This window comes from Mesorhizobium sp. LNJC391B00 (assembly GCF_000502535.1).
Classification (GTDB): domain Bacteria; phylum Pseudomonadota; class Alphaproteobacteria; order Rhizobiales; family Rhizobiaceae; genus Mesorhizobium.
This window is the reverse complement of record NZ_AYWI01000024.1, coordinates 1-25,401: the sequence shown is the minus strand read 5'-3', so window position 1 is coordinate 25,401 and position 25,401 is coordinate 1. Positions and strand designations below refer to the sequence as shown.

Below are 25,401 nucleotides of genomic sequence, written 5' to 3'. Positions count from 1 at the left end.
GCAGTCGGAAGGTTAATTCGGGGGCAAAATGTATGGCTATAGTATGCCCAGTTGGGGAATTAGAGCCGTTTGAGATCACCGGGTTCAAGACGCTATCCGGCCTCAATGTGTATAACGCGAATACAGTCGTTAAATTGACGCTTAATTTAGGGCAACTGGCTACTGCCCGCGTCTCCGGTTTTACTCATGAGGTCCGATTGGTGCTTTCCGATCTCTTTCCGGAGTGCGAGCAGGATGCATCGGTAGCTTCGTATCTTGCTGATGCGATCCTGGCCGCGGACCTCGAGCTTCGCCGCGCGATGAATTTTTATTCGTTTCCAACTGTGGCCACGTTGGTGAGCGATCCGTCCGAGAGCAATTCAGTGATCGTCTGGGAGTCGGACGACCCGCAAATGTCGCGCGCGGCCGCGGCGGCTGTCGTTCATGCGGTCAGCGAGGCAACGCGAGATGGGGATGCCACATCGAAGTATTCCCTCGCACGGGAATTGAACCTGGAAAGAGCAAAGAAACGGCGACTTTCAAATTCGACCGCAGTGCTGGTTGCGGCCGCCAAGAGGAACCGCATCCCGTTCGAGTTTGTCGCGCGCAACCACCTTCGTCTCGGCCAAGGCAAAAACCAAAAGCAGCTCTTCTCAACGATATCCGGTTCGACATCGTTTGCGTCCGCGAAAGTGGCCCTCGACAAGAGGCTGGGCAACAGGCTTTTGGCGCAGGCCGGCTTGCCCGTACCGCGCCAGCTTACGGTTCGCAGCAAATCCGAGGCGGTCGCTGCCGCCAAGCAGCTGGGCAAATCTGTGGTGGTGAAACCCGCCCAAGGCAATCAGGGGCGCGGAGTTTCAGTCAAGCTGCGGGGACGCCGCGCTGTTGAAGCCGCGTTCGACATAGCGTGCCAGGTGGCTCAGTCTGACCGGTATGGCGTGCTGGTAGAAGAGTTCATCGCCGGCCCGGAGTATCGAGCGACGATTGTTGATTTTCGTGTCGTGGCGGCAGTCCTATGTTGCCCGCCGCAGGTTACTGGCGACGGCGAAAAAACGCTGCGCCACTTGATCGATGATTTGAATCGGGAACCTGACAGGGACGGCAGGCGTCTGTCGGGTCTGGAAATCGACGACGACCTGCTTAGACACCTGTCATTGCACCATTTTACGATGGAGACTATCCCGATTGCCGGGCAGCAGGTGGTTCTGCGACCAAACGGTCACCTCGCACGCGGAGGCGTACCGGTCGACGTTACAAACTCCGTCCATCCGGACAATCATAAGCTATGTGAACGTATCGCCAGGGTCATTGGGCTCAGTATTGCCGGGTTGGATCTGATCATGCCCGACATTTCGCAATCTCACAAAGATGTCGGGTGCACTGTCATCGAGGTGAACGCTAGACCAGGGATCGAGTTTCATCTTTGGCCGCGGGCCGGCACGGCAAGGGATGTGAGCGAGATAATCCTGGCCAATATGTACGACGATCCGGCTTCATCGGAAGTTGCCACGGTGCTCGTCCTTGGCGACCGGCATACCAGCATGGTGGCAAAAGCGATCGAGCACCGGTTCATGGCAGAGGGGCGGAGCATCGGCCTCTTGTCGAAGAAAGGCGCCTACATCAACACCGCACCACAAGAATTCAGCCAGCGAGCAACACCGCAAATGCTGGCCAGGGATCCTTTATTGGAAGCGCTGGTTTATGCCGCTTCTCCAGCAAGAATCTCGGAGAACGGTCTTGGTCTGGGCGCTTGCCACGCCGTGTCGGTGACGGCGACGGACGTCGAGAATTGCGAGCTTCTCAAAAACCTGGCCAAAGCAGTTTTGAACGCCGGTAACCGGGGCTGTTTTATAGTCCACAATGAGGATTTAGTATCCCGCCAGGCGTTGTCGGCGCTGCCTGTTGAAAGATTGATTCTGACAAGTGCCGAGACTGAGCTTGGCCATGATTTGCGGCGACATCTACAACGCGGTGGATTGGCTCTATCGATGCGGTGGAGCACCGATGGGTCCGGAGCCAAGATGACGCTTGCATCGGGATCTGTCGAGCTGGTTGCGGAACCTGCCACGTTTGCGTCGCGACCGCCGCAGCTCAAGGCTGCCATGCATGCAATGGCAATTTCGTATCTGGCAAAACGGGATGCATGGTTCGATGAGGTGGCGTCGCCACCTTCGAATCGACCTTACGCAAATGGAGTTCAGCAGCAGGCAGGAGTTTCTCTGCTGAGGTAAAAAGGGAGTAGCGTTCATGGATACTGTTTCAGCAACTGCGACACCAAATGTTTCGCAAGGCGACGCGGCAGCACTCGTCGCCTTGGCCCTGCAACGCACCAAGAACAAGGCGGGGGAGCCTAGAACCCGTGCAAGGATGTCTTACAAGACATTCAGGCGCTTGACCGGGCGTCGTATAGGGGGGGCGAAATTTGTGCGGGAGTTCACTGCGGAGATGGTGAACCTGGGCTGGCTGATGGTCCGCATGCCGTCGGCGTATGGCTTCGTGCGCGCAGCGTCCCTAGACAAATGGCCGCTCACAAAATCGGATGTGCTCGCGCAGGAGCTCAAGCTGATCGGTGAGGGATCGATCACGGAAGTGCTGGACAGTGCACGGCGGGAGCTTGGCAAGGCGACTGACGACAGCAGTGCATCGAGCGCCCCCAATGGGTCAACCCGCAAGAAGGGAGAGAAGACAGGTCCGATAGGCATGAATTGACAGGTTTCATTGGGAGAGGGATTGATCGGTGCCAATCGCGCTCAATTGGTACGACGACGGAGAGGAGTTTGACACCAAAAAACTCCTGGCCTTGGAATTCCAGAAGCTGGGTCTGCAGACTCGGGTGCGAGGACCGCTGCTCATCGCGTCGGCGGGGCGTGAGAAATGCCTGCTTCTGGAAGCAGAGACTTGCTTCACGGCTCTTACGGCATTCCGCATATTGAAAGACAAGAGGCTTGCGCGAGCGGCTTTCAAGCGAGCGGGGGTGAGCTTCGCCGAAGGCAAGGTTTTCAAGCTGAGCAACAAAGAAAGCGCACGAGAAAAGGTTATCGAGTTCGGGAAGGCGGTGGTGAAGCCTTTCGACGGGAACAAGGGACGCGGTGTCTCGGTTAACGTAACCGCTGCGACTTTCGACGAAGCATGGAACGCTGCGCTGCAAAGCCTCACAAGCCGCATCCTTGTCGAAAAGTGTTTCACTGGTGGAAGCGAAGCCAGATACTTGGTGATTGACTCGCAATGCGTTGCCGTTGCGAAGCGTGTTCCGCCCTTTTTAATAGGTAACGGGGTCGATTCCGTCAGCCAACTCATAGCTGCCAAGAACAACAGTCGTTTGAACAATCCCCACCTCCGAGATAGGCCTATAATCATTGACGACTACCGCAAACTAATCCTGAGTTCTCAGAAACTGGATCTAAGCTCTATTCCAGGGCGAGGCTGCAAGGTTACGGTGGACTGGAAGAGCAACGCCTCAACCGGCGGCGAAACTACGGAAATCACGGATATCGTTCATCCTAGCATGAAGCGCATAGCGGAACGTGTCGCAAGAACGGTTCAAGGCTTACACGTTGGCGGCATTGATATTCTGGCGCTTGATCATACGTCAAAAGCTGCCGCGGGTAACTACATTGTAATTGAAGCGAATACACGGCCCGATCTTGGAATACACCTTTTCCCGATGTTCGGTCGACCAGTAAATGTCTCTAAGATTATCGCAGAGAGCTGTATCAAACACATGGGGCTTGGTGGCGCCAAGCCCCATGTCGCGAAAACCTAAGGGTGATTGAAGGGTATGCTCAGAGCAACTGAAAGAGCCCAGCGAGCTGGCAATGAAGCCATTGCCACAGCTGCTCCTCCTTCCCAATGCAGCCCAGATTCGGTCGGCATCTCATCAGGCCCTCAGAGTGACGGTCACTGCTTTGCGCACGGGGATGACGGCGAAGCACTAACCACTGCAAGGGAGTAAACATGGCGACTGGCTCTGTTTACATTTGGGAGTCATGTGACTCGGACTTTACTGGCGGCCGCGTGCATCTGGCCAAGGTCGAATTGCCCCATCTCGTCCAGCGGGCCGGAAGGCGCTGCCTGCGCGGGCGGTACGTAGACGTCATCAGCCATCCAGGCAGGGAAGAGGATTGGCCGACCGGCCAGATGAGCGAAGTGTCGCCCGACGAAGACGGCAATTTTTCTTTCCAACCGTCTGGCGGTGGGTTGAAAAGCCCCCATGCCGCCGCGCGTTTTGGCCAGGTAAACGTCTACTTCCACGTCTCCTTGATGAGCCAGCGCATCAACGATGTGCTTCGTTCACTTGGAGTGGGCCCTCTCCCGAAAATCAGGGCGATCGTCAATGCACATCGGCCGAAGCAACGGCAGGGCAGTCGTGAAGACACCAGCAGACGGGTGCCCGTCAAAGGCGCCAGGTATCGTTACCCGGCAAGAATGGAAAACCTCGATGATTTTTCAATTCCCCTCTGCGGAGAGTTGCTCTTTGGACCGGGGCATGGGGTCACCGAAGAAGGGTGGCTGCCGCGAATTTCAGGCGGCGCCTATCTCTGCGATCCATCCCACGACGCCGGCTTGATATACCAGGCGTTCGGGCTTCACGTCGTGCGTCATACCGCTGATGTGCAGGCCGACAGGTTGCGTGCACCGCGTGCCGCGTTCAGCCGACCGGGCGCCCTTGAATATGCCGTGAGCACTTACTTGGCGGCCTCCATGCTATCGAGCCCCCACGTGTCGTGCTGGCATGCTCGCCACGATACCGAGTTTGTGCCTGCCGATAGCCTTGCCAATGATGGCCGCATTGATGATGACGAAATGCAGCCGCAGGAGGCGTTGGTCGCACAGGCCGTCGCGGGGGCGATGTGGGATCTGCACAAGGCATTTCACTGGCACGAATTTGCCTGCATGGAGCTGGTTGTCAGCGCCCTTTTTGAGCTTGGGCGACTTTCCGACAGCCCATTCGCGCCTTCCCGGGTCGGAACCAGGGCAATCAGATCGTCACCACGCAGCTTTGCCTCGTGCCTGCTTCATGCGGACAACGTGAAGTCCGGCGGCCTATACGAGAGGCTGATTCGGGAAATCTTCGAGAAGCGAGGGATAGGCTTTAGTTCGCCCGCGACCAGCATGCTGCTTGCGCCGTCAGTTCCGCCCCTCGCTCACAGCCTCAGCGGCTCTAAACACGTGCAGCGCCACGTTGCCAAAATCCGCGAAAAGTTTTCAGAAGTCATAATTCCGGGTGACGGCGATCTCATCGACCCGGATCAGCTTGAGCAGACTCTATCTTCGTCAACCCGCAGCCATTATCACTTGGCGGCAGTCGGAGACGTAATGACCGGGATGCGGATGCGGCATCGCATCCGCAGATTCGGCCCGGACTATTGCTTCGCCTGGGTCCGCCCAATCCTCAGCCGCTGTACCCTGATTACAGGAAACCAAGAAGGTCCGTTTTCCTCACATTCCGAGAAGGATGAAACCACGCGCAACTACTCTTACAAGGTCGATCCCAAGTCGGCCTCGGTCCTGCGCCGCGCCGGCTTTGCTGCGATGACTGTCGCAAACAACCACATACAGGATTGTGGTCGAGAGGGCGTGATTGAGACCTTGAACACCCTGGAACAACACCATATCAGGCCTTATGGTGGCGGAAGAAACCAGAACGGGGCGCACGATCCCGCGATCTTCGACGGCACAGATATACGTGTCGGACTGCTCGGCTATTACTGGAATCGTCGAACGGCGGCGCATGCTGATCTCCCGGGTTCAGCACAAGATCTAGCGGAACTGGTTGAGCGCGACCTTGCAAGGCTGCGGCCACTGGTCGATCGCATCGCCGTGATGGTACATTGGGGCGTACCATACCAGCGCCAACCTACCGAGGAAGATCGCATGAAAGCACAGCTTTTCATCGATTTGGGAGCAGATGCGGTCATCGGCCATCATCCACATATCCTTCAGCCGGTCGAAATCTATAAAGCTCGGCCGATATTATACAGTGTCGGCAATTTCGCCTTCGGATCGGGAAACAGCAAGGGTGAGTCTATCTTGCCTTGCTTCTACTTTGGCGCTGGGCAGATAGATCTGGATATATATCCAGTTTACGTTCAAAACAGAGATCCGCGCCTCGACTACCAGCCAAAAATAATGGGAGGGGCGGCCGGCCGGGCCACGATCGATCGGCTGCTGGATTTGTCGCCTGGATTGGGCGGTGCAATAGTTGATGTCCAGGACAGATGCCTCAAATTGTCTATCCCCTCGCGCACTGAGTGATCGGATGTCCCCGTTGTAAAGTCGTCTCTCTCCCACCAGACATAGCGAGTCGCGGAAGGCTGTCCTTCGACAAGCACCACCCTATGACTGAAACGAAGTCTTTACCGCCCGGACAGTTTTGATTTGTTTAGAAATTTCTAATGGAATATGGCATAATGCGGATTGTCCAATGGGAGCGACAGGTGCGATTTCTGATCCGTCTGTTGGTTGCGGCGGTAATGGGCTGCAGCCTCATTTATTCGGGCCCCGTTCTTGCCTGGAAGGTGGGCAAGGGTACGACTACAGCAAACATTAACGGGATGAAGCTGACGGTCTATACCTACCACCCCAAGAGCTGCAGCAATCCCGCGATTCTGTTCGTCTTCCATGGGTTGAGCCGAACGGCGTCTTCCTACAGGGACTATGCGCAGTCTCTCGCTGATCGAAACTGCCTGATCATAATGGCGCCGCTCTTTGACTTGGAAAGGTTCCCAAGCTGGAGCTATCAACGTGGGGGGATCGTCAACAGCGGCGCTATTCAGCCGCGGGATCGATGGACCGTCTGGTATGTGAAGGGCCTGGTGAACTGGGCGAGGTCACGAGAGGGGTTGCCGAACGCGCAGTATTACCTTTTCGGGCATTCCGCCGGCGGCCAATTCACTTCTCGTGTTGCGGCCTTCTCCCTGGCCGACGCGAAAAGGTTGGTGGTTGCCAACCCATCCTCATATGTTTTGCCCTCGCTGGCGGAAGCCGTAGCCTATGGGCTCGGCTGCGTGTCCTCGGGATGCGTCTATACGCCGGATGAAGCAACCCAGGAGATGAAAGCGTATCTGGCTTTGCCGCTGACGATCTATCTCGGAGAGGACGATACCGGCGATGTCGACCTAAATGAAAGCGCCGCTGCCATGCGGCAGGGAGCGACCCGCCTGGAGCGGGGGCAGTACACATACGAGTTGGCGCAAGCTGTCGCGACCGCAAACGGGTGGCCGTTTAACTGGCGTATTGTGATCTTGCCGGGAGTCGGGCATTCGGCAAGTGACATGCTGCGGTCCGACCAGGCAGCGAGTGCATTCGGACTCAAATAGCGGGATCTGCGGTCCTGTAGCTCGGCAAGATGTAGATACCTCGATGAGCGAGATAGCCTAGCGCGAGTCGCTTGGTCAAAGTTTGCGCAGCCTGCGGCGGCACGCAATTTAATTAGGATATTCTAATTTAGCAAAGTTTAAACGCGATTCGAGCTAGCCTGCTTCTCTGCGAGGGCATCTCAATGCGAAAGCTGAAGGACCTGCTGCTCGATAGGAGCGGAAACTTTGCCGTGGCAGCGGCGTTGGTGGCGCTACCGCTATGCTTGGTCTTGGGCGTGGCCGTTGACCTTACCAGTGCGGTCACCTGGAAATCCAGGCTGCAAGAATTGGCCGATTCGGCGGCTCTGGCAGCTATAGAGAGCGACGGTGGAGACGAGGAAGCCGTCGCGGCCGCCAAGAACATTGCGCTTGGTAATGGCTCTTTTGCGGTGGGAGCGGTGGTTGAAGTCGACATCACGACGCCGACTCCCGTCTCGCGGGAGGCAGCAGTTGAAATCGCCGCAACAATGCCGACGGACTTTATGAATCTTGCCGGCATTCAGGCTATCAGCCTTCACGTCACGGCAAAGGCACGAAAGGCCCCCCCGGAGTATTGCATCTATGCTCTCGATCCAGATTCAACCGGAGCGCTGAGTGTGACCGGTTTAGGAAAGGTGTCGGTGCCAAATTGTGGCATTCAGGTAAATTCTTCCAGCCCCGAAGCACTGAGACACGTTGGGGCCGGCAAAATCGCCGCGACAAAAGTCTCGGTAGTCGGCAATTACCAAGGCGGCGGATACAGCGTTTCCCCGAAGACGAACCAGCCCTTCCTCGCCGACCCACTTGTCAGCACACCAGAACCGGTTCCCCCGACCGGTTGCGACTACAGCAACCAGGCGCTCTCGGATGTCACCATTCCGGCCGGGCGGGTGTTCTGCGGAAGCATCGACTTCGGTGGAAAAATTGTGCTTTCCCCAGGCGTTCACTACTTTCACAATGCGATAGTCGGCATCAGCAACAATGCGAAAATCACAGGCAAGGAAGTCACCATATTCGTCGATTCCAAGTCCAGCATCATACAGGCAGGCGGGAACGGCGCCATGGAACTTTCCGCTCCTACAAGCGGCGTTTATACCGGCATTGCCATCTTCGGATCGCGTACCGCCTTGCCATTATTGCCGACTATATCGCTTGCAATAAATAAGAATTACTCGGTAAATGGTACAATATACTCTCCAATGCACCACCTTAAAATGAAAGGGACCAATGACAAGAAGTTGGCTACCGGCCTGGGATGGATTGTTGCTTGGCAATTCTCTTACAATGGAGATTCGAGCGTCAACCTGGATGGCTACAGCGGCACCCCACCAAAGGGTCTCGGAGACGCAGCAATCGCGTTGCTGCAATAGATGGAGACGGTACCCGCTTCGTGGCTTCGAAGGTGCCCTTCCGGCTGAGTTAGCGAACTCTCAAACGCAGTCCTTAACGGGATGCGACCACGCTTCTAAAGTCTCGCGGGGGGGGGCCGTCGTTGCCGATCTACGCGCCTTTGCAGCATTCGCCGAGACTGCGAACCCGAGCGAGGTGCAGCAAGCTGAGGATGGTATTTGCAAAGACCTCTAGCCCTCGCTGCTCTAGACGGCCATCGGTCTCTCCTTTCTGGCCATCGTAGTAGTTGCTTCTTAACCAAGTCGAGCGCATCCTCTCTCCCGGCTTGAGGAGCGATTTCCGCGTGGGCTTTTTGAGAATGCTTCTGATTTGCGCGATTGCGAGCGCCGGTGCCGGTGGGTTCGTCACCGTTGTCCAATACTTGATGTTTACCCCACCGGCTCCGGTCGCGGCCGACGCTCCGGTCCTTCTGAAGAAAGACCCGCCAAAGAAGCGAATATGGCGGCGAGCGCTGACCTAACTTCCGCACCGACGATAGGGCTATCGGCAAAACTGGCGATCTTCGGCCTTTGCTACGCCGGCGTCGCGGCTGGCCTTTTCCCTGAAACCTACCTCGCGGCACTGGGAACGCGGCGGCTGCTGATCCTCTATTTCCTGCTGCCCTTCATCATTCTGCTTGGGATCGGCATCGCGGCACCATTCAGAGACCGACGAGCCCCGGCGACTTGGTTCCTCGCAAAGATCAGCTCCCGGTGGCGCGGCGCGACCCTCACCCTTGGTATCTTCATTCTCTGCCTGGCCGCCTTCACCACCTACAAGTATGAACTTGCGCAGATGGTGCCGTTCTTCGCCGATCGGCAGCTTGCCGAAATCGATGCGGCCTTGCATTTCGGGCATGTCTGGAATTGGGCGCGCTCGGTTCCCTTGCCAGGTGTTGTCGATCAAATCCTCTATGTCCTCTATGCCCAATTGTGGTTCGTGGCCGTCGCCTTCGTGGTCGTCTCAGCCGCATGGATGGACGACGCCGCCAAGCGCCAGCGATACTTCTTGTCGCTCTCTGCGACTGCGGTCATCCTCGGCATCTTTGTGCGGATAATAGGATCATCCGCAGGGCCAATTTTCTACGACCGGCTGTTTGACCCGGACCTGTTTGACGATCTCACCGCCTCGCTTCGAAGCAGCAATGCAGGCCCGGCCATCCTGCGCATAAGCGACTATCTCTATTCGTCCTACACCAGCCGCCAGGCCTCGATCGGGACCGGCATATCCGCCATGCCAAGCTTCCATGTCGCCGTGGTTACGCTTAACGCGCTGCTGCTTAGCAGCATCAACCGGACGGCCGGCATCTTCGCCTGGCTTTACGTCGCAGCGATCATGTTCGGCTCGGTCTATTTCGGTTGGCACTATGCCATTGACGGCTATGTCTCGATCATCCTGGTGTGGCTGATCTGGCGTGCCACAGGAAAGCTTACAGGCGCAAAGCAATAACAGATTACATTTCGACGGAGCCACCGTTCGAGCGGCAGGCGCTGTTTCACGCAATACCAAGTCTCAATGTAGCCATGGCGCCCCTCAACACGCTATTGTTGGGCGATTTGTAGGTGAGAAGGTGATCTCATTGGAATAGGAGCTAGCCGTGTACAATCGCGGTACAAGCAAGCTCAGTTTATTTCGACCCGACGATCTTTCATACCGATTTGAAGGCCAGGCTGGGCGTTCGACAGTCGTCTTGAAATTGCCCAGATGATTGGCGTCATCAGCATGGAAGCGTATCCATCGACCGCATAGTGCCAGGCCAAGTGCACCGAGCCCAGCTGGATTGCGGCCAGAAACGCAATGCTGGCCCAGCGGAGCAAACGCCCGAAACGCCAGAGATAAATCGCGTTCAGGGTCGCGACAGCCACGTGCAAGGACGGAAAGGCTGAAATGCCGCTGCCCAAGCGTGGACCATCAAACCCGGCATCGACCAGCAGATAATTTTGCGTAGTCAGCGCCGAAACGGGATAGGTCAAATTGGTCGACTGAAGGTAGTCCATCAGGGGAGAAAACGTACCATCGCCGTAAAAGGGCATAAAGAATGCCGGCCCAACTGAAGCGAAGGCTGCCGCCAAAACGTTACCTATCAACACCCAGGTAAGGACAAACGCGACCAGAAACTGGGAACGCAGCCGTCCATTCCTCGCTGAAAAAGCGACGCAAAACAAAACGATGAAAACCTCGGCAAACCAGAGATTGTAAAGAACGTTCAGCGAAAAGGTGACAGGGCCAAAGCCAAGCATAGGATGAAAAAGCCTCCATGCATCGACCCCGCCATGAATTGCCCTGTCGATCGCCACCAGGGACGTGTCGGCGTAGAATGGTTGGATCCTGCTGAGTCCCCCCTTGATGCTGGTGAACATCGAGAAAAAGAGCGGGATGACGAGCGCAACGGGCAGTCCCAATGCAATTCGATCCGGCAGGTTGTTGGCCAGCATGAGATCCTTCATGGCACGTAACGGTTGCTCCGGCCGTTGAATAGTCAACCGAACCAGGACTACAGCGAGAAGGATCAGGGTTACGGCTGCCCCAAAAAATAAGAAATTCTTATTATATATTTTCAAGTTTATGACGATGTTCCAATGCGCCGCAGCAATAAGCGCCAGTAGAATATAGGCGAATACCGTCACGAAAAATGGCTGATTAGCGCGCCACGCCTCCGAAGTGGTACGGATCGCCAGCCGCGCTATCGACATGGAAGAAGATCTCCGGAACCAAGCGCTAGTTAAGCTGCCGCAGTATCCCAGAACTGCCCACCAGCGCCAGAGTGGCATAGATTTGGAACGCTATCGTGCAGATCGCAGCAGCTGAAATCGGCACGCCAAAAGGCACGACGCCCTTGCGGTCCAAGTGCTGTATATAGACCCGAAACGCGCCTGCCGGCAGCATGAAAGGGTTTTTCATGATGGCCACGGTGGCGACGGCGAAAACCAATAGCAGCACCGAGAACAGGGCGAGACCGTTTCCACCGGTCAGAAACGGAACGACCGCCATCAGCTTGACGTCGCCGGCTCCGACCTTGCACAAAATCCAGAACGGAAAGAGCGCGACGAACAGCACAAATCCGGCGACCGCGCTCAATCCCATATCCCACCACGATCCGCTAGCTATGGAAACAAGCTGAAGCGATCCCAGCCCGAGACACAAGAGCAGCAGCACATCACGGTTGGATATCTTCTGGGCCGAGAAGTCTATCCAGGCGACCCATGCCAGCAGAGGGATCACAAGCGCCTTTATCGACAGCGACGCGCCAAACAACATCCTACCGCTCGATGTTCTGCACGCTGGACGATAGCAGCTTCAGATTGTTGACCACGGTCGGATCATTGGGCGCCAATTCATAGGCCTTGAGGAAATTGCTGCGCGCCTCCTGCAGCTTGCCGCGCAACAGATTGGAATAGCCGACATTGTTGTAATATTCGGGCGTCGCACCCAACAGCTTGAAGGCCCGGCCATAGGCCCGATCGGCAAGGTCGAAGCGATGGATCCGGTCGCAGGAGGCGGCCAGTCCCATCCAGGCGCCGCCATCATTGGGGGCAAGCTGCGTCGCCTTGAAGAACAGTGCGCCGGCATTGCCGTAATTTTCTGCACGAAACTGGTTCTTGGCCTCCGCGACGGCTTGGTCCGAGGCGTAGTATTCAACATCGCCGACCGTCTTCAACCCGTCGAACGCATCGCCAAAGGACGTTACGTCGCCTTTCGACGGCTCGTTGGTTCGAACGACGCCGTCCGCTCCGTTCGTCTGGCAGCCGGCGAGTGCCGCCATGAACAGGCAGGCCACGACTGCAATTGGCCTATTCATACAATCTCCCCGAGTCCCCCGACCGATATTAGGAACAGAGCATATACGCACCTAGAAGAAAATGCCCTTCATGCGAATGATCACCGGCAGCATGATTACCATCATTACCACCGGAAAGATGCACAGGCCGAGTGGGATCATCATTTTGACAGGCAAGGCGTTGGCGCGCTCTTCCGCCTGCAGAATCCTCTGGCTGCGCATCTCCGCGCTGTAGACACGCAGGGCGTCAGTCAGGCTGGTGCCCAGTTCTTCGGACTGCCGGAACAGCACGGCCAGCGCCCGCGCCTCGTCAAGGCCAATGCGGTCAGCCAGTTCGCGAAGCCCTTCCCGAAGTGGCTTGCCGGCGCGCAGTTGCAGATTCATGATCGTTAGCTGAATTCCCAGCCATTTGTGCGTGGCCGCAAGTTCCTGGCTTACGCGTTCGACCGCGGCCTCGAGGCTCATACCGGCGTCGGCGCAAGTAATCATCATATCCATGAAATCAGGGAAGGCGCGACGATATATCTGTTTCTGTGAATTCTCGAACCGATCCAGCATGATGCTGGGAATGACGATGCAGCCTAACCCAAACAAGGCCGAGCCACCGAAAGTTAGGAATCCTGGCAGTCGTGGAGGCAGCACCCACGACAGCAGGGCATACAAGGCCAGAAAGCCTATACAAACTGCGCCGAGGCGACAAACCGTATAGACGAGAGGCGCACCCGCTCGATAAAATCCAGCGCGGAAGAGTTTCGCCTCCAGAGCATTGGGTTCAGTGCGTTCTTTCTCGATCGACCTGAAGTAAGCGTCGACCGGCTTCTGCGCCGCGATCTTGGCGAGGCGGTCCCGCCCCAGGATCGATCGCGGATCGACCGAGCCTTCGCCCAAAAGGCTGTCCGCGACTAGCTTCCGCGTTTGCAGTGCCGGCAGGAAGACCAGCGCCGCAAACAGGAACAGCGCCACCGCGGACGCGAAGACTGCGATGGATAAAAAAAAAGTCAGGTCGTCGGTGTTCGAAAACAGATTTATGACTCGCTCCTGTCAGAAATCGAAATTGACCATTCGATACATGATAAAGTCTCCCAACAGGGCCCAGCTTCCACAGATGACGAATGCAGGCGTAATGAGAGGACTGCTCCAGACTTTGCCGTAGTAGCCGGGCGCGATCAGCCAGAGCGCCCCAAACATGACGAGCGGAAACAAGGAAATGATCCAGGCCGAGGCCCGGCCTTCGGCTGACAAGGCCCTGATCTTCAACCGCAGTTTCTGGCGTTCCCGCAGCACGGTCGAGAGATTTGCCAGGATTTCGGTAAGATTCCCGCCGGTCCTCGCCTGGATAGAAAGGGACACCGATAGCAAATTGAGTCCCTCGAAGCCGACCCGCTCCGTTAATTTCCGCACGGCCTGCTCCATGCTGAGTCCAAAAGTAATCTCGTCGGCGACGATGCCGAATTCCGTGCCAAGCGGGTCAGGTATCTCGCGGGCGACGAGGCCTATCGCAACTGAGGCCGGATGGCCTGCGCGCAATGAACGAACGATCATGTCCAGTGCATCGGGCAATTGCTTGGCGAACTTCTTGATCCGTCTGTTACGTGCCCGGCGCAAAACAAGAACAGGGAAGGCAAAGCCCGCCACGAGAAAGATGATGAAGGCTGCCGGCGCCGATACGTGAAGGAAAAGCCAGAGCAGCAATGCCGACCCCAGGCCGGCCAGAAAAAACGAGGCTGCGAAGGTCATCGGGTTTCCGGTGATGCCGGACTGGGTATAAAGCCTGTTCAGCGAGACAAAGCCGAAGATGAAATCTCCTGAATCAGTCAGGCCGCGTTCTCGCAGCAACCCTTGCAAGGTTTTTTCCGCGGGCGCTTCATCAGCGAGACGACGGAGCCGGTGGTTCACCGCCACGAGTCGGGAGCGGCGACCGGCCAGAGAAAGGTAAAGGGCTTCGCCGGCAAGGATCACCGAGGCTGCCGCAAGCATGTAGATAAAATAAAGCAGCGCCTGTCCACTAAGCATCAGAGGGCGACCTGCGGGTTGAAGGCATCCTTGCCGAAATGGAGCCCCAGCGTTGCAGCCTCTGGCGCGAAGCGCGGGCGGACACCGGTGGCGCGAAAATCCCCGATGATCATTCCATCCGCAGCTACATCGCGCCTCACGAAGTTATAAATTTCCTGCAGTTGGACGACATTGCCTTCCATGCCGGTAATCTCGGAAATCGACGTTACGCGCCTGCCGCCATCGGCGAGCCGCTGCGTCTGCACGATGATGTCGATGGCCGAAGCGATCTGTGCCCGGATGGATTCGTGCGTCATCGGCATGCCGGCCATGCCGACCATCTGCTCCAGACGAGAAATAGCGTCGCGAGGCGTGTTGGCATGGATAGTGGTCATCGACCCCTCATGGCCGGTGTTCATCGCCTGCAGCATGTCAAAGGCCTCCTCGCCGCGAACCTCGCCGACGATGATGCGGTCCGGCCGCATGCGAAGCGCGTTCTTCAGCAATTCGCGCTGACGAACCTCGCCTCTGCCCTCGACATTCGGTGGCCGCGTCTCCAGACGGCCGACATGCGGCTGCTGCAGTTGCAGTTCCGCCGCGTCCTCGATGGTGATCAGGCGCTCTCTGGCCGGGATGTAGCTCGAGAGCGCGTTGAGCAAGGTCGTCTTGCCGCTGCCGGTGCCGCCCGAGACCAGGATTGACTTGCGGGCCTGGACGGCGATCCGCAGCAGCTCGATCATTGGCGGGCGAATCGAATTGAACGCCATCAGGCGCTCCAGCGAATAGGGATTCTTGGAGAATTTGCGGATCGACACCAGCGGGCCGTCTACAGAAATCGGTCGCACCGCGATGTTCACGCGCGAGCCGTCTGCCAGGCGAGCGTCGACCATAGGCGCCGATTCATCGACGCGCCGACCGATAGCCGAGACGATCTTGTTGATGACCCGCAACAGATGCGCCTCGTCGCGGAAACGGATCGCAGTCTCCTCTATCACGCCGCGCCGCTCGATGAATACGCGCTCGTGCGTGTTGATGAGGATGTCGGTGATGGAATCGTCCTTGAGCAGCGGTTCGATCGGCCCGAGGCCTAGCATCTCGTCAGCGGTGTCGCTGGTCAGCTGATCCAGCTCGCGGGCGTTTAGCGGCACGGCACGAATGCGAACGAACTCGCGCACGATCGGACGGATCTCGTTGAGGATCTGATCCTTGGACGCTGTTTCAAGAGCGGACAGATTGAACCTGTCGATCAGGTGTCGATGCAGCTCGACCTTGAGCGTCAGAAAATCGTTGCCATGCGGTTCGACTTCGGGCGGCGGGGCTGGTGCCAAAACGCTTGTCGTCGATAGCGGCGCTGACTGCTGCAGCGCCTGCGGCTCACTTGGTCCCTTGATGAAGCGGCCCAACATTTCGCTCAGCCCTCTGAAATCCCCAGGCTGAAACTAAGCGTTAACCACGAGGGGCACAAGCGCCGAACAAGGTCAAGGCGACCGATACTTACAACATAGTTAAAATCGGCTTTCGGAAATAGACGCTTTATCTTTCCTCAAAAGCGGCCTTCCGCCGGTCCTCACGGAACCTTTCGGCGCGCAACAAGCCGTGCACCTCCGGAAGCCATCTCTAACCCATTAGATATAAACGAATATGCAGAACCACTAATCCAACTGCTTCGCCGTGGCACCGTGGCGGAATTGTGAATGAATGGTTAAGGCGACTTGAAAAATTAAGCGAATCAAGCTCTTGTCAAAATTTAAGTGTCTTCTGATCAGGTATTCGAAGGTTAAGGAACTGTTAATCCGTTTGACTCTGCTTTTTGGTGCGACCTAGGATTGAGGTGACGGGGGATGCTTGGGTATGGGGTTCATCCTTGGCTCTGTCTCGTCGGGTTAAAACCTCCAAAGGGAGAAATTGACATGAAGAAACTCATGACGATGACCCGGCAGTTCCGCGACGATGAAAACGGCGCTGCTATGGTCGAATATTCTATCCTGATCGGCATCATCGCAGTCGCCTCTATCGGCTTCATCATCGGTATCGGCGGGTGGGTTACGGGCCGCTTCACCGGCCTTTGCACCGCCATGGACAACTCCGGTATCGGATCTTGCGCCAGCGGTGCCGGTTCTTGATTGTTTGATCGGCATCAGGCCCGGGTTGTCCAAACCCGGGCCTGAATTCAGTCGTGGCGGGCGAATTCCCGCTCTATTGGCTTGGGGGTTGGGGTTATGCGCGCCAACACGCTTATTATGATAGTCCTCGCCGGCGTCTTCGGGGTGCTGGCGGTCGTGCTGATCAACATCTGGCTGGCTGGCCAGCGTAGTGCCTTGGCTCAATCAAACGGCACAGGCAATACGATCGTTGTCGCGGCACTGCCACTGAAGTTCGGCGACACATTGAGCGCCGATAAATTGCATGAGATAGCCTGGCCCGCGGGCGCGGTCCCGGCTGGAGCATTCAAGACGACCAAGGAAGCCTTGGCCGGCAGTGGCGCAAGGCAGGCACTGCAGGCGATCAGCACCAACGAGCCGATCCTCGCCAGCAAGATCACCGGTCCGGGCCAACGCGCCACGCTTTCGGCTGTACTTGGCGAAGGCATGAAGGCCGTATCCATCCGCGTCAACGATGTACTGGGAGTCGCCGGCTTCGTCTTCCCGGGCGACCGGGTTGATGTGCTGTTGACGCGCTCGGTGCGCGGCGATGACGGTTCGGACAAGAGTTTTGTCGACGTTCTGCTGCAGAGCATGAAGGTGCTCGCCGTCGACCAGGTCGCAGACGTGAGCAAGGACAACCCGACGGTGGTTAAGTCGGTGACGCTCGAAGCCAGCACAAAGGACGCCCAGAAGCTGACGCTGGCCGCCGGCGCGGGACAGTTGTCTCTTGCACTGCGCCAGGCCGCCGCCAGCAAGGGCGAGATGACCGAGCGCATAACGCTTTCCGACCTGAACGGCGAGACGCCGGCCGATGTCGCAAAGAGGCAGGCCGAACTGGACAAACAGGCCGCGGCCGACGCTGCAGCCGCCGCTGAACGCCAGCGCGCGGATGACAAGATCGCCGGATTGGAAAAGGCCGTGGACAGGGTGGGAAACCAGCTCGACCAGTTGAGCAAGGTCAAGCCGGTTCCGGCCGTGGCACCCGCATCAAACGAAGTCGTCAAGGAAGTTATCAAGTATTTGGAGCCGGCACCGCCGAAGAATGTTACAGTGGGCGTGTTTCGCGGCGTGAAGCTCGAATCCTATGACGTGCCGCGACAACCATAAAAGGACGCGCGGCGAAGCGGGGGCTGCCGGCGGCAGCAGTTTGGGAGATGGGGATGCAGGGGTTTTGGATGAGGGTAGCGGCGGCCGCGCTGTTCTGTTTGGCTGCGCTGCTGACGTCGATTGCCGCGGCTGAAGCAGCCGACCGCTTCATCGACGTATCGAACCCGAGCGTCCATCGCATCTTCCTGCCGATGTCGCAGTCGGTGACCCTCCAGGTGAGCGCCAATCTCGGCGATATCGTTGTCGGCGACGAGAAGATCGCCGATGCCCAGCCGATGACCGACCGGACGCTCTATGTCATCGGCAAGAGCGCCGGCACCACCACCGTCAATCTCTTCTCCCCGGAAAAGCGCTCGCTGGGCGTCATCCAGATCGAAGTTGGCGTCGATGTCAGCGACATGGCGCAGGCGATCCGCCAGGTGGCGCCCAGGGCGCGCATCGAAATCGGTTCGATCAACGGCAAGGTGAGACTTGGCGGTCACGTCAAGGATGGCGCGACGCTGGCATCCATCATGGAGGTGGTGCAGCAATATGGGCCTGACGCCATCATAAATTCCGTCATTGTCGATGACAGCCAGCAGGTCAATCTCGAAGTGCGCGTGCTGGAAGCCAAGCGCAACGCCGGTCGCGATCTCGGCGTGTCGATCAGGAGCACGAACGGCAGCGGCACGACACGCGCCGCAACCGGCATCGCCACCGTCGACAAGGACAATATAGTGCTCGGCCCGGGCGATATACTCACCGGCCTGCTGTCGACCAGCAATCCCTTCGCGGCTCTGATCACCCGGGTCATTGACAGCAACATCAAGGTCGATCTGATCATTGAAGCGCTTGAGGCCAAGGGGGTCGTGCGCACGCTTGCAAATCCCAACCTGACAACGCTTTCCGGCGAACCCGCCAGCTTCAACGCCGGCGGCGAAGTCCCTATCCGTGTCGTCGGCAATGATGGCCAGGTAACCATCACGTACAAGCAATTCGGCGTTAATCTGCTGTTCACGCCGGTCGTACTCGACGACGGCAAGATCCATATGAAGCTGGCGCCGGAGGTTAGCGACCTCACCGGTTTCACCAGCGCCGGCGACCCGATCTTCACCAACCGCAAGCTGGATACCGTTGTCGAACTGCGCGACGGCCAGAGCTTCGCGGTTGGAGGGCTGCTGTCCAGCAAGACCACCAAGCTGCAGGAACAGGTGCCGTGGCTCGGCCAGGTGCCGGTTATCGGCACGCTGTTTCGAAATTCGAGCAACCAGAAGGAAGAGACCGAACTGGTCGTCATCGTCACGCCGCACGTCGTGCGGCCGGTGAAGCCAGGCGAACAGCTGGCGACGCCGTTCGACAAGACGCGGCCGGCCAACGATCCGGAATTCTTCGTGCTCGGTCAGCTCGAGGTGAACAAGGACATGATCCGCAAATACGAAACGGGCGACGGCGTGACTGGCCCCTATGGCCACATGCTGGACTTCAAATCGAAGGACAAGATGCTCTATGTCAAGAAATAGCGCCTTGATCCTCNCCCCTATGGCCACATGCTGGACTTCAAATCGAAGGACAAGATGCTCTATGTCAAGAAATAGCGCCTTGATCCTCATTCTGTGCGCCGGTGCACTATCGGGCTGCGCCGCCGACTATCTGAACCACTACGACACGGTGACGCTCGCCGCCGGCGACACGCAGAAATTCAATTCGCTGCTGCAGACGGTCGATCCGTTCAATCCGAACTCGAAGAACACACATATCGAAGGCGACGGCGCCCGGGCAGCCGCTGTTGCCCAGAGCTACAAATTTCCACCGCCACCGCCGCCACCGCCGGCGATGACGGTCAATGTCGGCGGGTCGGGTGTGACCAACGGAGCGAATTGAACAGAAGGATGCGGTTGCGTTGCGCTGGGTGAGCGAGGGCCCTGGTGCAANAAGGAAGCAGAGAGTAAGGTCATGTTGGGGACCATTAGGGCGTTCTGGAATGATCAACGCGGCATAGCGATGATCCTCGTCGCAATCATGCTGCCTGTGCTGGTTGGCTTCGCATTGTTGGCCATCGACATGAGTCGGGCCTACGGACTGCACAATGATCTTCAGAAGGGTGTCGATGCGCTTGCGCTTGCGACAGCCGCGGAACTGGATGGCAGATCGGATTCGATCACCCGAGCCAACCTAGCGAAGACGACCCTTCTGACCGAGCAGAAGACTAAGTTTTCGACCGCAGGCGATCATACGCTCGCCCTGTCTGATGTAACGGTCACCTACTTGACCGGCATTCCCGCCAGTGACGACACCAGGTTGAGCGCTGCCGGCGTCGACTCGAACGGCGTCAACTGGGCCAGCACCGATCCTAAAGCGGTGTCATTCTCATTGGTGACGGTGAATGCTTCCGGCCTGACTGATGGTGCCGGCGCGTTCGCGACGATCTTTCCCGCCGCCTTTATCGGCAGCAACGACACTATGGACATCCGGCCACAGGCCGTGGCCGGATTCGTTCAGTCGATCTGCGAAACCGTGCCGATCTTCATGTGCAACCCGTTCGAGACGACCGACCCGTCGACCAGCAAGACGATCCAGCAGGCGTTTGCCGCCGGCCTCACCTACAGCCGCGAATACCGCATCCTCAAGGTTGACTCGAACCCTGGTCCCGGCAATTTCGGACTGATCGACAACAATCTGGCCTCGCTGCGGGATGCCATGGCGATGGGCACCGCTGGCACATGCTATAACCGCGACGCCCTCACCACGAAAACCGGCGTCACCTTGGGCCAGGTCAACGCTGGGCTCAATGTCCGCTTCGACATCTACAGTTCTTCGCTCAAGTCGCATGACAATGACTGGAAATATCGGCCAGCAAGCAATGTGCGCAAGGGAGTGGACAAGACCTCCAACTGCAACAAATACACGCCCAACACAGACGGGACGGCCATGGCGCTACCGCCGGGCAATAGCTTCGATTCCACGACCGGGATGACGAACTCGACATGGGATCGGACAAACTATTGGCTGATCAACCACGGCGCGGCCTACCCCAGCGTGCCTAGCACGACCAACCCGACCGGCACTGCTGTGCCGGCTTCCAGATATGACGTCTATAAATACGAGATTGCGAACGGGCTTGTCGGTGACAAGTCCAAGGCGCCGACAAAGGAAACCGGCGTTCCAGCCTGCTTCAAAGGCTCGACCCCGACTGCGGATCCCGACCGGCGACTGCTCAACATGGCGATCGTCGACTGCATCGCCAACCAGGCCAAGATCAATGGCCATATCCAGCTCAAGCCTGATGGCTATGCCAGCGTCTTCATAAACAGCCCCATCCAGAAGCAGGATAACAGTAAGAACGATGAGGACACCACGGCCGGTGAGAAGCCTATCAGCCTGGAGATCGTCGACGTCGATGGAGGGTTTGCCAACAATACTCTTTTAGACAAAGCTTTCCGCAACGAAGCCCAGCTGTACCGGTAGAGCCGACATGACCAGGCTTGGCCAAATCATCCGACGGTTCCAGGGCGACGAAAGGGGCGCCGCCTTGGTGGAAGTCGCGATCACCGCACCACTCGTCTTGCTGTTATCGGCCGGTGTGTTTGAGTTCTCCAACATGCTGAACACGCGCCTGCTTCTTGAAGCAGGCGTCGAGGATGCAGCCCGCTATATGGCGCGATGCAGTAGCGACTGGGACACCTGCAAGGGGCGCGCGCAAAACCTTGCTGCCAATGGGGCGGTCACTGCCGGCAGCGCCAGAGTAGATGGATGGCTTCCAGCGACAGTTGCGATTACCAAAACATCCACTAATGCGACCGATGGATCGGGCACCCAGCTTTATCTTAGCAACAAGAGCACGGTCGATGTCGTAGACGTCAGTACATCCTATTCTTACCCGGATGTCGGATTCTTGTCGTATCTTGGCTTTGGCGCTCTTACCCTCAGTGTCTCCCATCAGGAACGAGTTATCGGATGGTGATGGGAAACCAAAGGTTTTGCGCCGAGCAGTCGGGCACCGCGATGGTCGAAATGGCCATCGCTCTGCCATTGCTATTGACGCTTCTGCTCGGCTTCGTCGATTTCGGCTATGCTTTTTACCAATGGAACTCTGGAAACAAAGCTGTGCAAGCCGGCGCAAGACTGGCGCAAATTTCTGGCCCTGTAGCACTCGGCCTTCCATCTGAGACAATAACGCAGAGCGATGTAACCATGGTCGGAACCGCGGTGCCGGCCGGCACCTATGATTATGTCTGCACAGCAAGCACAGCAGGCGTCGCTTGCTGCAGTGTCGGAGGAGGCTTGTGCCAAGCCTCCGATGCGAGCCAAACATCGTTCGACGCGATCTATGACGGCACGGCCACCCGTGCCGGAATGCACGACTACCTGCCGATGCTTGAGAAATCGCAGGTGCGGATCGAATACGCCGCCTCCGGCCTCGGCTACTGGACGCGCCCCAGCGGCCCGGTGCCGACTATCACGGTCAGCATCACCAATCATCCCTTCCAGTTCTTCTTCCTGGGCGGACTGCTCGGATTCGGAAACATCACCATGCCCTCGATGCTGAGCACGGTTACGGGCGAAGACATGAAGAGCACGTGGACACCATGAACGCCATCAACACCAAGGTTACACCGACCAAGCGAAAGCAGGTGGCGCTGTTCTCGTCGGATCCGAATTTCAGGCGCGAAGTGACGACGCGGCTCGATGCGCTGGCGATCTACGACGTCAGGGTTTCCGATACCGGCGACTTCCTTAGGGGTCCGCCCGTGGACACGCGCCCCGGCATCGTCATCCTCGACCTCGGCAATGGCGAGTTGCTCGGCAAGCCGGGCATCGTCGCGGCGCGCGCCCTTTGGGCGACCGTGCCGCTGATCGCGGTATCCGACGAGCTATCGTCGGAGCAGACGCGCGTGCTGGTGCGCATGAACGCTTCGGACTGGCTGCACAAGCCGCTCGACGGCAAGGAACTGCTCAACGCGGTGACTTTCCACGACACCGGCAACCAGGGAACGAAAAGCCGGATCATCACCTTCATCAGCGCTAGCGGCGGCGCCGGCGCGACCACGCTCGCTTTGTCGGCGGCCGAATTCCTGGCGTCGAAATCGAAGGAACGCGGGGCTTCCACCTGCCTGGTCGACCTCGATTTCCAGAGCGCCAATTGCGGCGCCTATCTCAACCAGTTCAACCAGTTCGACCTTGGCGGCATTATCGGCCAGCCGGAGAGGCTCGATGTCGAACTGATGGACGTCATCAAGCTCTCGCGCCCGTCCGGGCTGACGCTCTATTCCTTCGAGAGGCCACGATTGCCTTTCGAACCGCAGGGCAGTGACTTTGTCTTCCGGCTGCTGGACCTAGTCGCCTACCGGTTCGACGACATCGTCATCGATCTGCCGAACATCGAGACGCCTTGGCACAATTCGGTGCTGTCGACGAGCGACGAGATCTTCATCGTCTTCGAACTGAACGTCGCCTCGCTGCGACAAGGCAAGCGGCTCTACAAGAAGATCCGCGAGTTGCGTGGCAATGCTGTCAGCATCACGCTGGTCGCCAACAAGCACAAGCGCAAATGGTTCGGCAACCACTTTTCGCGCAGCGAACTCGAAAAGATCTTCAAGGCGCCGCACATCAAGTCGGTCGCGCTGGACAATGCGCTTCTGGCCGATGCGTTGAACCGTGCTATCCTGCCTGCCGAGGTGGATGGGCGTGCGCGCTTCAACAAGGACCTCAAGCGGATGTTCAAAGAGCGGCTCGATGACGCTGCCAAATAGGGGGCGGCCAAGTAGGTATCGAATTGGCCCGGGATTGGCCTGCGTCATGGGCATTGCGCTGATGATGCTGGTGGATTTCGCCAGCGCACGATCGGCACTTTCGGATCGGCCGCCGCTGCCGGCAATGGGCCCCAGCCTGCGCAAGACAGTTGCCTTCGAGACGACAGAACAGCCCGGAACAATCGTTATCCGCAAGGACGAGAAAGCGCTTTACCTGGTGACCCGACAAGGCCAGGCGCTTCGCTATCAGATCAGCGTCGGACGCGACGGATTTGGCTGGACCGGAGTGGTCGAGGTGGGGGCGAAGACCGAATGGCCGGAATGGCGCCCACCCCGCGAGATGCGCGCCCGCCAGCCGGACCTGCCGCAAATGGTGCCTGCCGGTCCCTACAACCCACTCGGCGCCAGGGCGCTCTATCTCTCTCGGGACGGGCGTGACACGCTCTATCGGATACACGGAACCAACGATCCCAAGGGTGTTGGCTTCGACGGAACATCGGGGTGTTTTCGCCTTACCAACACCGATGTGATCGATCTCTTCAAGCGCGTCGCGATCGGCGCAAAGGTGGTGGTTCAATGACGATGATCAGCGAACCGGACATGCCGGCAATCGAGATTGGGACAGCAACCCGCATTGGAGAGCAAGCTGCCGTTGTGAAACCGAGCGACAAAAGCATTATCGGCGCGGTCATGATCGGCACGTCCCTGCTCACTTTGGTGAATATGGTAGCCGCAGTTTATCTCTACCGCGGTATCAGCGATATGCGGTTTTTGGAAGGGCGGCTGGAGGAACTCGGGACGTTCGAACAACGAATCGGCGGCCGGTTGGACACGGTCAACAACGGTTTTCAGAGCCGATTTGAAAAAATGGACAGTCAGCTGCAGAGCAGCTTTGGTGAAATCAACCGGAGCATAGCCCGGCTGGAACAGAACCAGCCTATTGTCCGTGACGAAATCACGTCGAGCGCAGCGGAACCTTCCGTCGACACGACCAGCAGCATGGCGGAGGCGCCTGCTGTTCTCGATGGTGAAGACGCGACCGAGCCCAGCGTCGTCGATACACCGCGTCCGCCCAAAAGGAGGATTGCAGCTGCTTCGCCTGCCCCAAGCCCCGACTACCAGCGCATAGAGCAGGCCGACGGCAAGGTTTACTACCGGAAGATCAACTAACGCTAGAAAAATTGGGGCTGCCTTAAAGATCTCGCTGCAGAGCAACAAGCCTCGCGGCCAGCGCTCCGGATTGCTCTCGAGCTTCGCTGAGAAAGGCAACATGACAGTAGGCGCATGCTGTCAGACCCAGAACCAGCACAAGGCTGTTCTTCAAGGTGAAATCAACTATCAGCGAGAAGGGAAGCCCCCCGGGCACGGCGAATGAAGCGATCGTGCTCGCTGTTTCGGAATGGCTGGTGACGGCGATCATCAACCCGGCGAAAAGCAGGGCGACGTGATTGGCAAGAAAGAAGAAGGCAGCCGACTTTCTTGTGCGGCACGCCGTCCAGCAAACGATCGACGCGGCAGCCACGATGGAGGCATCAACGACCATCGACCCTCCCAGACAGACATCGACCTGTTGCCAAAACATCGTCGATAGCGGCCTTAGTTCAAGCCAAACCCGCCACATTGTGGGACTGGCCGGATATGCTCCCAGCAAGAAAGTCGCCATGCGCTCCCCTGCAAGGATCAGCAGGATCAGAGCTGGGAAGGCAAAGAGCATTATCGAGTTGCGCTTCATGTCACCCTCAACAATCTTGCCTTCAAGATAGATTGCAGAGATTACGCGAGGCTTAACGGAGCGGTGGTGATTCTGTGGTGGCGCGGCCAGTGGGGCATGGCAGCCTGCAAGAGCCATTCGCGTATGGCGCAGCTGCTAGGTGTTTAGTCCCAAGGTTTGATGGGTTGGATCGAGCCTGAATCGTTCGGGCTCTTTTGTCCAGATTTTGCAGATG

Annotated in this window: 24 protein-coding genes; 17 read left to right on the top strand and 7 right to left on the bottom strand. The window is 57.8% G+C overall.

The window, feature by feature from the left end; all coding sequences use genetic code 11:
- Positions 1-200: 200 nt before the first annotated feature.
- From X750_RS135140 to X750_RS135175, 7 genes are all read left to right on the top strand, one after another.
- On the top strand, positions 201-2,210 hold the full coding sequence (locus X750_RS135140) for an ATP-grasp domain-containing protein (RefSeq protein WP_245271924.1): 2,010 nt from the start codon (positions 201-203) through the stop codon (positions 2,208-2,210).
- Positions 2,211-2,226: 16 nt separating this feature from the next.
- A complete protein-coding gene (locus X750_RS135145) occupies positions 2,227-2,688 on the top strand; it encodes a hypothetical protein (protein ID WP_023707070.1) in 462 nt (153 codons plus the stop codon).
- Between the two features lie 28 nt (positions 2,689-2,716).
- Positions 2,717-3,742 (top strand): hypothetical protein, encoded by a 1,026-nt coding sequence (locus tag X750_RS135150; RefSeq protein ID WP_023748960.1) that lies wholly within the window; start codon positions 2,717-2,719, stop codon positions 3,740-3,742.
- Positions 3,743-4,116: 374 nt separating this feature from the next.
- Positions 4,117-6,234 (top strand): CapA family protein, encoded by a 2,118-nt coding sequence (locus X750_RS135155; protein ID WP_198021026.1) that lies wholly within the window; start codon positions 4,117-4,119, stop codon positions 6,232-6,234.
- Between the two features lie 182 nt (positions 6,235-6,416).
- Positions 6,417-7,298, top strand: a complete 882-nt coding sequence (locus X750_RS135160) for a hypothetical protein (RefSeq protein ID WP_156932486.1) — start codon at positions 6,417-6,419, stop codon at positions 7,296-7,298.
- 182 nt (positions 7,299-7,480) lie between these two features.
- Positions 7,481-8,686 carry a TadE/TadG family type IV pilus assembly protein gene (locus X750_RS135165; RefSeq protein WP_023707066.1) on the top strand — a complete coding sequence of 402 codons (1,206 nt, stop codon included), beginning with the start codon at positions 7,481-7,483 and terminating at the stop codon, positions 8,684-8,686.
- A 349-nt stretch (positions 8,687-9,035) separates the two neighbouring features.
- A complete protein-coding gene (locus X750_RS135175; RefSeq protein WP_156932485.1) occupies positions 9,036-10,154 on the top strand; it encodes a phosphatase PAP2 family protein in 1,119 nt (372 codons plus the stop codon).
- Between the two features lie 173 nt (positions 10,155-10,327).
- On the opposite strand, the gene X750_RS0134080 is transcribed toward X750_RS135175, so the two are convergent.
- The 6 genes from X750_RS0134080 to X750_RS135200 are packed head-to-tail and all read right to left on the bottom strand — an operon-like array spanning position 10,328 to position 15,881.
- Positions 10,328-11,398: a phosphatase PAP2 family protein gene (locus tag X750_RS0134080; protein WP_023707063.1), complete on the bottom strand. Its 1,071-nt coding sequence runs from the start codon at positions 11,396-11,398 to the stop codon at positions 10,328-10,330.
- 25 nt (positions 11,399-11,423) lie between these two features.
- Complete coding sequence (locus X750_RS135180) at positions 11,424-11,963, bottom strand: prepilin peptidase (RefSeq protein WP_023748956.1); 540 nt, start codon at positions 11,961-11,963, stop codon at positions 11,424-11,426.
- A gap of 1 nt (position 11,964) precedes the next feature.
- Positions 11,965-12,504 carry a tetratricopeptide repeat protein gene (locus X750_RS135185; protein ID WP_023707061.1) on the bottom strand — a complete coding sequence of 180 codons (540 nt, stop codon included), beginning with the start codon at positions 12,502-12,504 and terminating at the stop codon, positions 11,965-11,967.
- Positions 12,505-12,555: 51 nt separating this feature from the next.
- Positions 12,556-13,506: a type II secretion system F family protein gene (locus X750_RS135190; protein WP_031243790.1), complete on the bottom strand. Its 951-nt coding sequence runs from the start codon at positions 13,504-13,506 to the stop codon at positions 12,556-12,558.
- Positions 13,507-13,524: 18 nt separating this feature from the next.
- Positions 13,525-14,496, bottom strand: a complete 972-nt coding sequence (locus tag X750_RS135195) for a type II secretion system F family protein (protein WP_023707059.1) — start codon at positions 14,494-14,496, stop codon at positions 13,525-13,527.
- On the bottom strand, positions 14,496-15,881 hold the full coding sequence (locus X750_RS135200; RefSeq protein ID WP_023748954.1) for a CpaF family protein: 1,386 nt from the start codon (positions 15,879-15,881) through the stop codon (positions 14,496-14,498). Before X750_RS135200 ends, X750_RS135195 begins: the two co-directional genes overlap by 1 nt.
- Before the next feature lie 504 nt (positions 15,882-16,385).
- On the opposite strand from X750_RS135200, the gene X750_RS135205 reads away from it, so the two are divergent.
- From X750_RS135205 to X750_RS135250, 10 genes are all read left to right on the top strand, one after another.
- On the top strand, positions 16,386-16,598 hold the full coding sequence (locus X750_RS135205; RefSeq protein WP_023748953.1) for a Flp family type IVb pilin: 213 nt from the start codon (positions 16,386-16,388) through the stop codon (positions 16,596-16,598).
- Between the two features lie 96 nt (positions 16,599-16,694).
- On the top strand, positions 16,695-17,726 hold the full coding sequence (gene cpaB / locus X750_RS135210) for a Flp pilus assembly protein CpaB (protein WP_023748952.1): 1,032 nt from the start codon (positions 16,695-16,697) through the stop codon (positions 17,724-17,726).
- Between the two features lie 53 nt (positions 17,727-17,779).
- Positions 17,780-19,225 carry a type II and III secretion system protein family protein gene (locus X750_RS135215; RefSeq protein WP_031243788.1) on the top strand — a complete coding sequence of 482 codons (1,446 nt, stop codon included), beginning with the start codon at positions 17,780-17,782 and terminating at the stop codon, positions 19,223-19,225.
- Between the two features lie 79 nt (positions 19,226-19,304).
- Complete coding sequence (locus tag X750_RS135220) at positions 19,305-19,586, top strand: hypothetical protein (RefSeq protein WP_023748950.1); 282 nt, start codon at positions 19,305-19,307, stop codon at positions 19,584-19,586.
- Positions 19,587-19,658: 72 nt separating this feature from the next.
- Positions 19,659-21,170 (top strand): pilus assembly protein TadG-related protein, encoded by a 1,512-nt coding sequence (locus tag X750_RS135225; protein ID WP_084567217.1) that lies wholly within the window; start codon positions 19,659-19,661, stop codon positions 21,168-21,170.
- 7 nt (positions 21,171-21,177) lie between these two features.
- Complete coding sequence (locus X750_RS135230) at positions 21,178-21,666, top strand: TadE/TadG family type IV pilus assembly protein (RefSeq protein WP_023748948.1); 489 nt, start codon at positions 21,178-21,180, stop codon at positions 21,664-21,666.
- On the top strand, positions 21,660-22,295 hold the full coding sequence (locus X750_RS135235) for a TadE/TadG family type IV pilus assembly protein (protein WP_031243784.1): 636 nt from the start codon (positions 21,660-21,662) through the stop codon (positions 22,293-22,295). The genes X750_RS135230 and X750_RS135235 overlap by 7 nt, the downstream gene beginning before the upstream one ends.
- Positions 22,292-23,455, top strand: a complete 1,164-nt coding sequence (locus X750_RS135240) for an AAA family ATPase (RefSeq protein ID WP_023748946.1) — start codon at positions 22,292-22,294, stop codon at positions 23,453-23,455. Before X750_RS135235 ends, X750_RS135240 begins: the two co-directional genes overlap by 4 nt.
- Entirely contained in the window at positions 23,439-24,035 is a 597-nt protein-coding gene (locus X750_RS135245) for a L,D-transpeptidase (protein ID WP_023750728.1), read from the top strand. The genes X750_RS135240 and X750_RS135245 overlap by 17 nt, the downstream gene beginning before the upstream one ends.
- Complete coding sequence (locus tag X750_RS135250; RefSeq protein ID WP_023707047.1) at positions 24,032-24,625, top strand: hypothetical protein; 594 nt, start codon at positions 24,032-24,034, stop codon at positions 24,623-24,625. The genes X750_RS135245 and X750_RS135250 overlap by 4 nt, the downstream gene beginning before the upstream one ends.
- A gap of 22 nt (positions 24,626-24,647) precedes the next feature.
- Here the strand turns inward: X750_RS135250 and X750_RS135255 are convergent, their stop codons facing one another.
- Positions 24,648-25,187: a hypothetical protein gene (locus X750_RS135255; protein ID WP_023707046.1), complete on the bottom strand. Its 540-nt coding sequence runs from the start codon at positions 25,185-25,187 to the stop codon at positions 24,648-24,650.
- Between the last annotated feature and the right edge of the window lie 214 nt (positions 25,188-25,401).

Bases quoted from the DNA above. Each gene is read 5' to 3' on its own strand.
- X750_RS135145 (WP_023707070.1), top strand. From the start codon at position 2,227: ATGGATACTGTTTCAGCAACTGCGACACCAAATGTTTCGCAAGGCGAC.
- X750_RS135155 (WP_198021026.1), top strand. From the start codon at position 4,117: ATGAGCGAAGTGTCGCCCGACGAAGACGGCAATTTTTCTTTCCAACCG.
- X750_RS135165 (WP_023707066.1), top strand. From the start codon at position 7,481: ATGCGAAAGCTGAAGGACCTGCTGCTCGATAGGAGCGGAAACTTTGCC.
- X750_RS0134080 (WP_023707063.1), bottom strand. From the start codon at position 11,398: ATGTCGATAGCGCGGCTGGCGATCCGTACCACTTCGGAGGCGTGGCGC.
- X750_RS135180 (WP_023748956.1), bottom strand. From the start codon at position 11,963: ATGTTGTTTGGCGCGTCGCTGTCGATAAAGGCGCTTGTGATCCCTCTG.
- X750_RS135185 (WP_023707061.1), bottom strand. From the start codon at position 12,504: ATGAATAGGCCAATTGCAGTCGTGGCCTGCCTGTTCATGGCGGCACTC.
- X750_RS135195 (WP_023707059.1), bottom strand. From the start codon at position 14,496: ATGCTTAGTGGACAGGCGCTGCTTTATTTTATCTACATGCTTGCGGCA.
- X750_RS135200 (WP_023748954.1), bottom strand. From the start codon at position 15,881: ATGTTGGGCCGCTTCATCAAGGGACCAAGTGAGCCGCAGGCGCTGCAG.
- X750_RS135205 (WP_023748953.1), top strand. From the start codon at position 16,386: ATGAAGAAACTCATGACGATGACCCGGCAGTTCCGCGACGATGAAAAC.
- cpaB (WP_023748952.1), top strand. From the start codon at position 16,695: ATGCGCGCCAACACGCTTATTATGATAGTCCTCGCCGGCGTCTTCGGG.
- X750_RS135215 (WP_031243788.1), top strand. From the start codon at position 17,780: ATGCAGGGGTTTTGGATGAGGGTAGCGGCGGCCGCGCTGTTCTGTTTG.
- X750_RS135225 (WP_084567217.1), top strand. From the start codon at position 19,659: ATGTTGGGGACCATTAGGGCGTTCTGGAATGATCAACGCGGCATAGCG.
- X750_RS135230 (WP_023748948.1), top strand. From the start codon at position 21,178: ATGACCAGGCTTGGCCAAATCATCCGACGGTTCCAGGGCGACGAAAGG.
- X750_RS135235 (WP_031243784.1), top strand. From the start codon at position 21,660: ATGGTGATGGGAAACCAAAGGTTTTGCGCCGAGCAGTCGGGCACCGCG.
- X750_RS135240 (WP_023748946.1), top strand. From the start codon at position 22,292: ATGAACGCCATCAACACCAAGGTTACACCGACCAAGCGAAAGCAGGTG.
- X750_RS135245 (WP_023750728.1), top strand. From the start codon at position 23,439: ATGACGCTGCCAAATAGGGGGCGGCCAAGTAGGTATCGAATTGGCCCG.
- X750_RS135250 (WP_023707047.1), top strand. From the start codon at position 24,032: ATGACGATGATCAGCGAACCGGACATGCCGGCAATCGAGATTGGGACA.
- X750_RS135255 (WP_023707046.1), bottom strand. From the start codon at position 25,187: ATGAAGCGCAACTCGATAATGCTCTTTGCCTTCCCAGCTCTGATCCTG.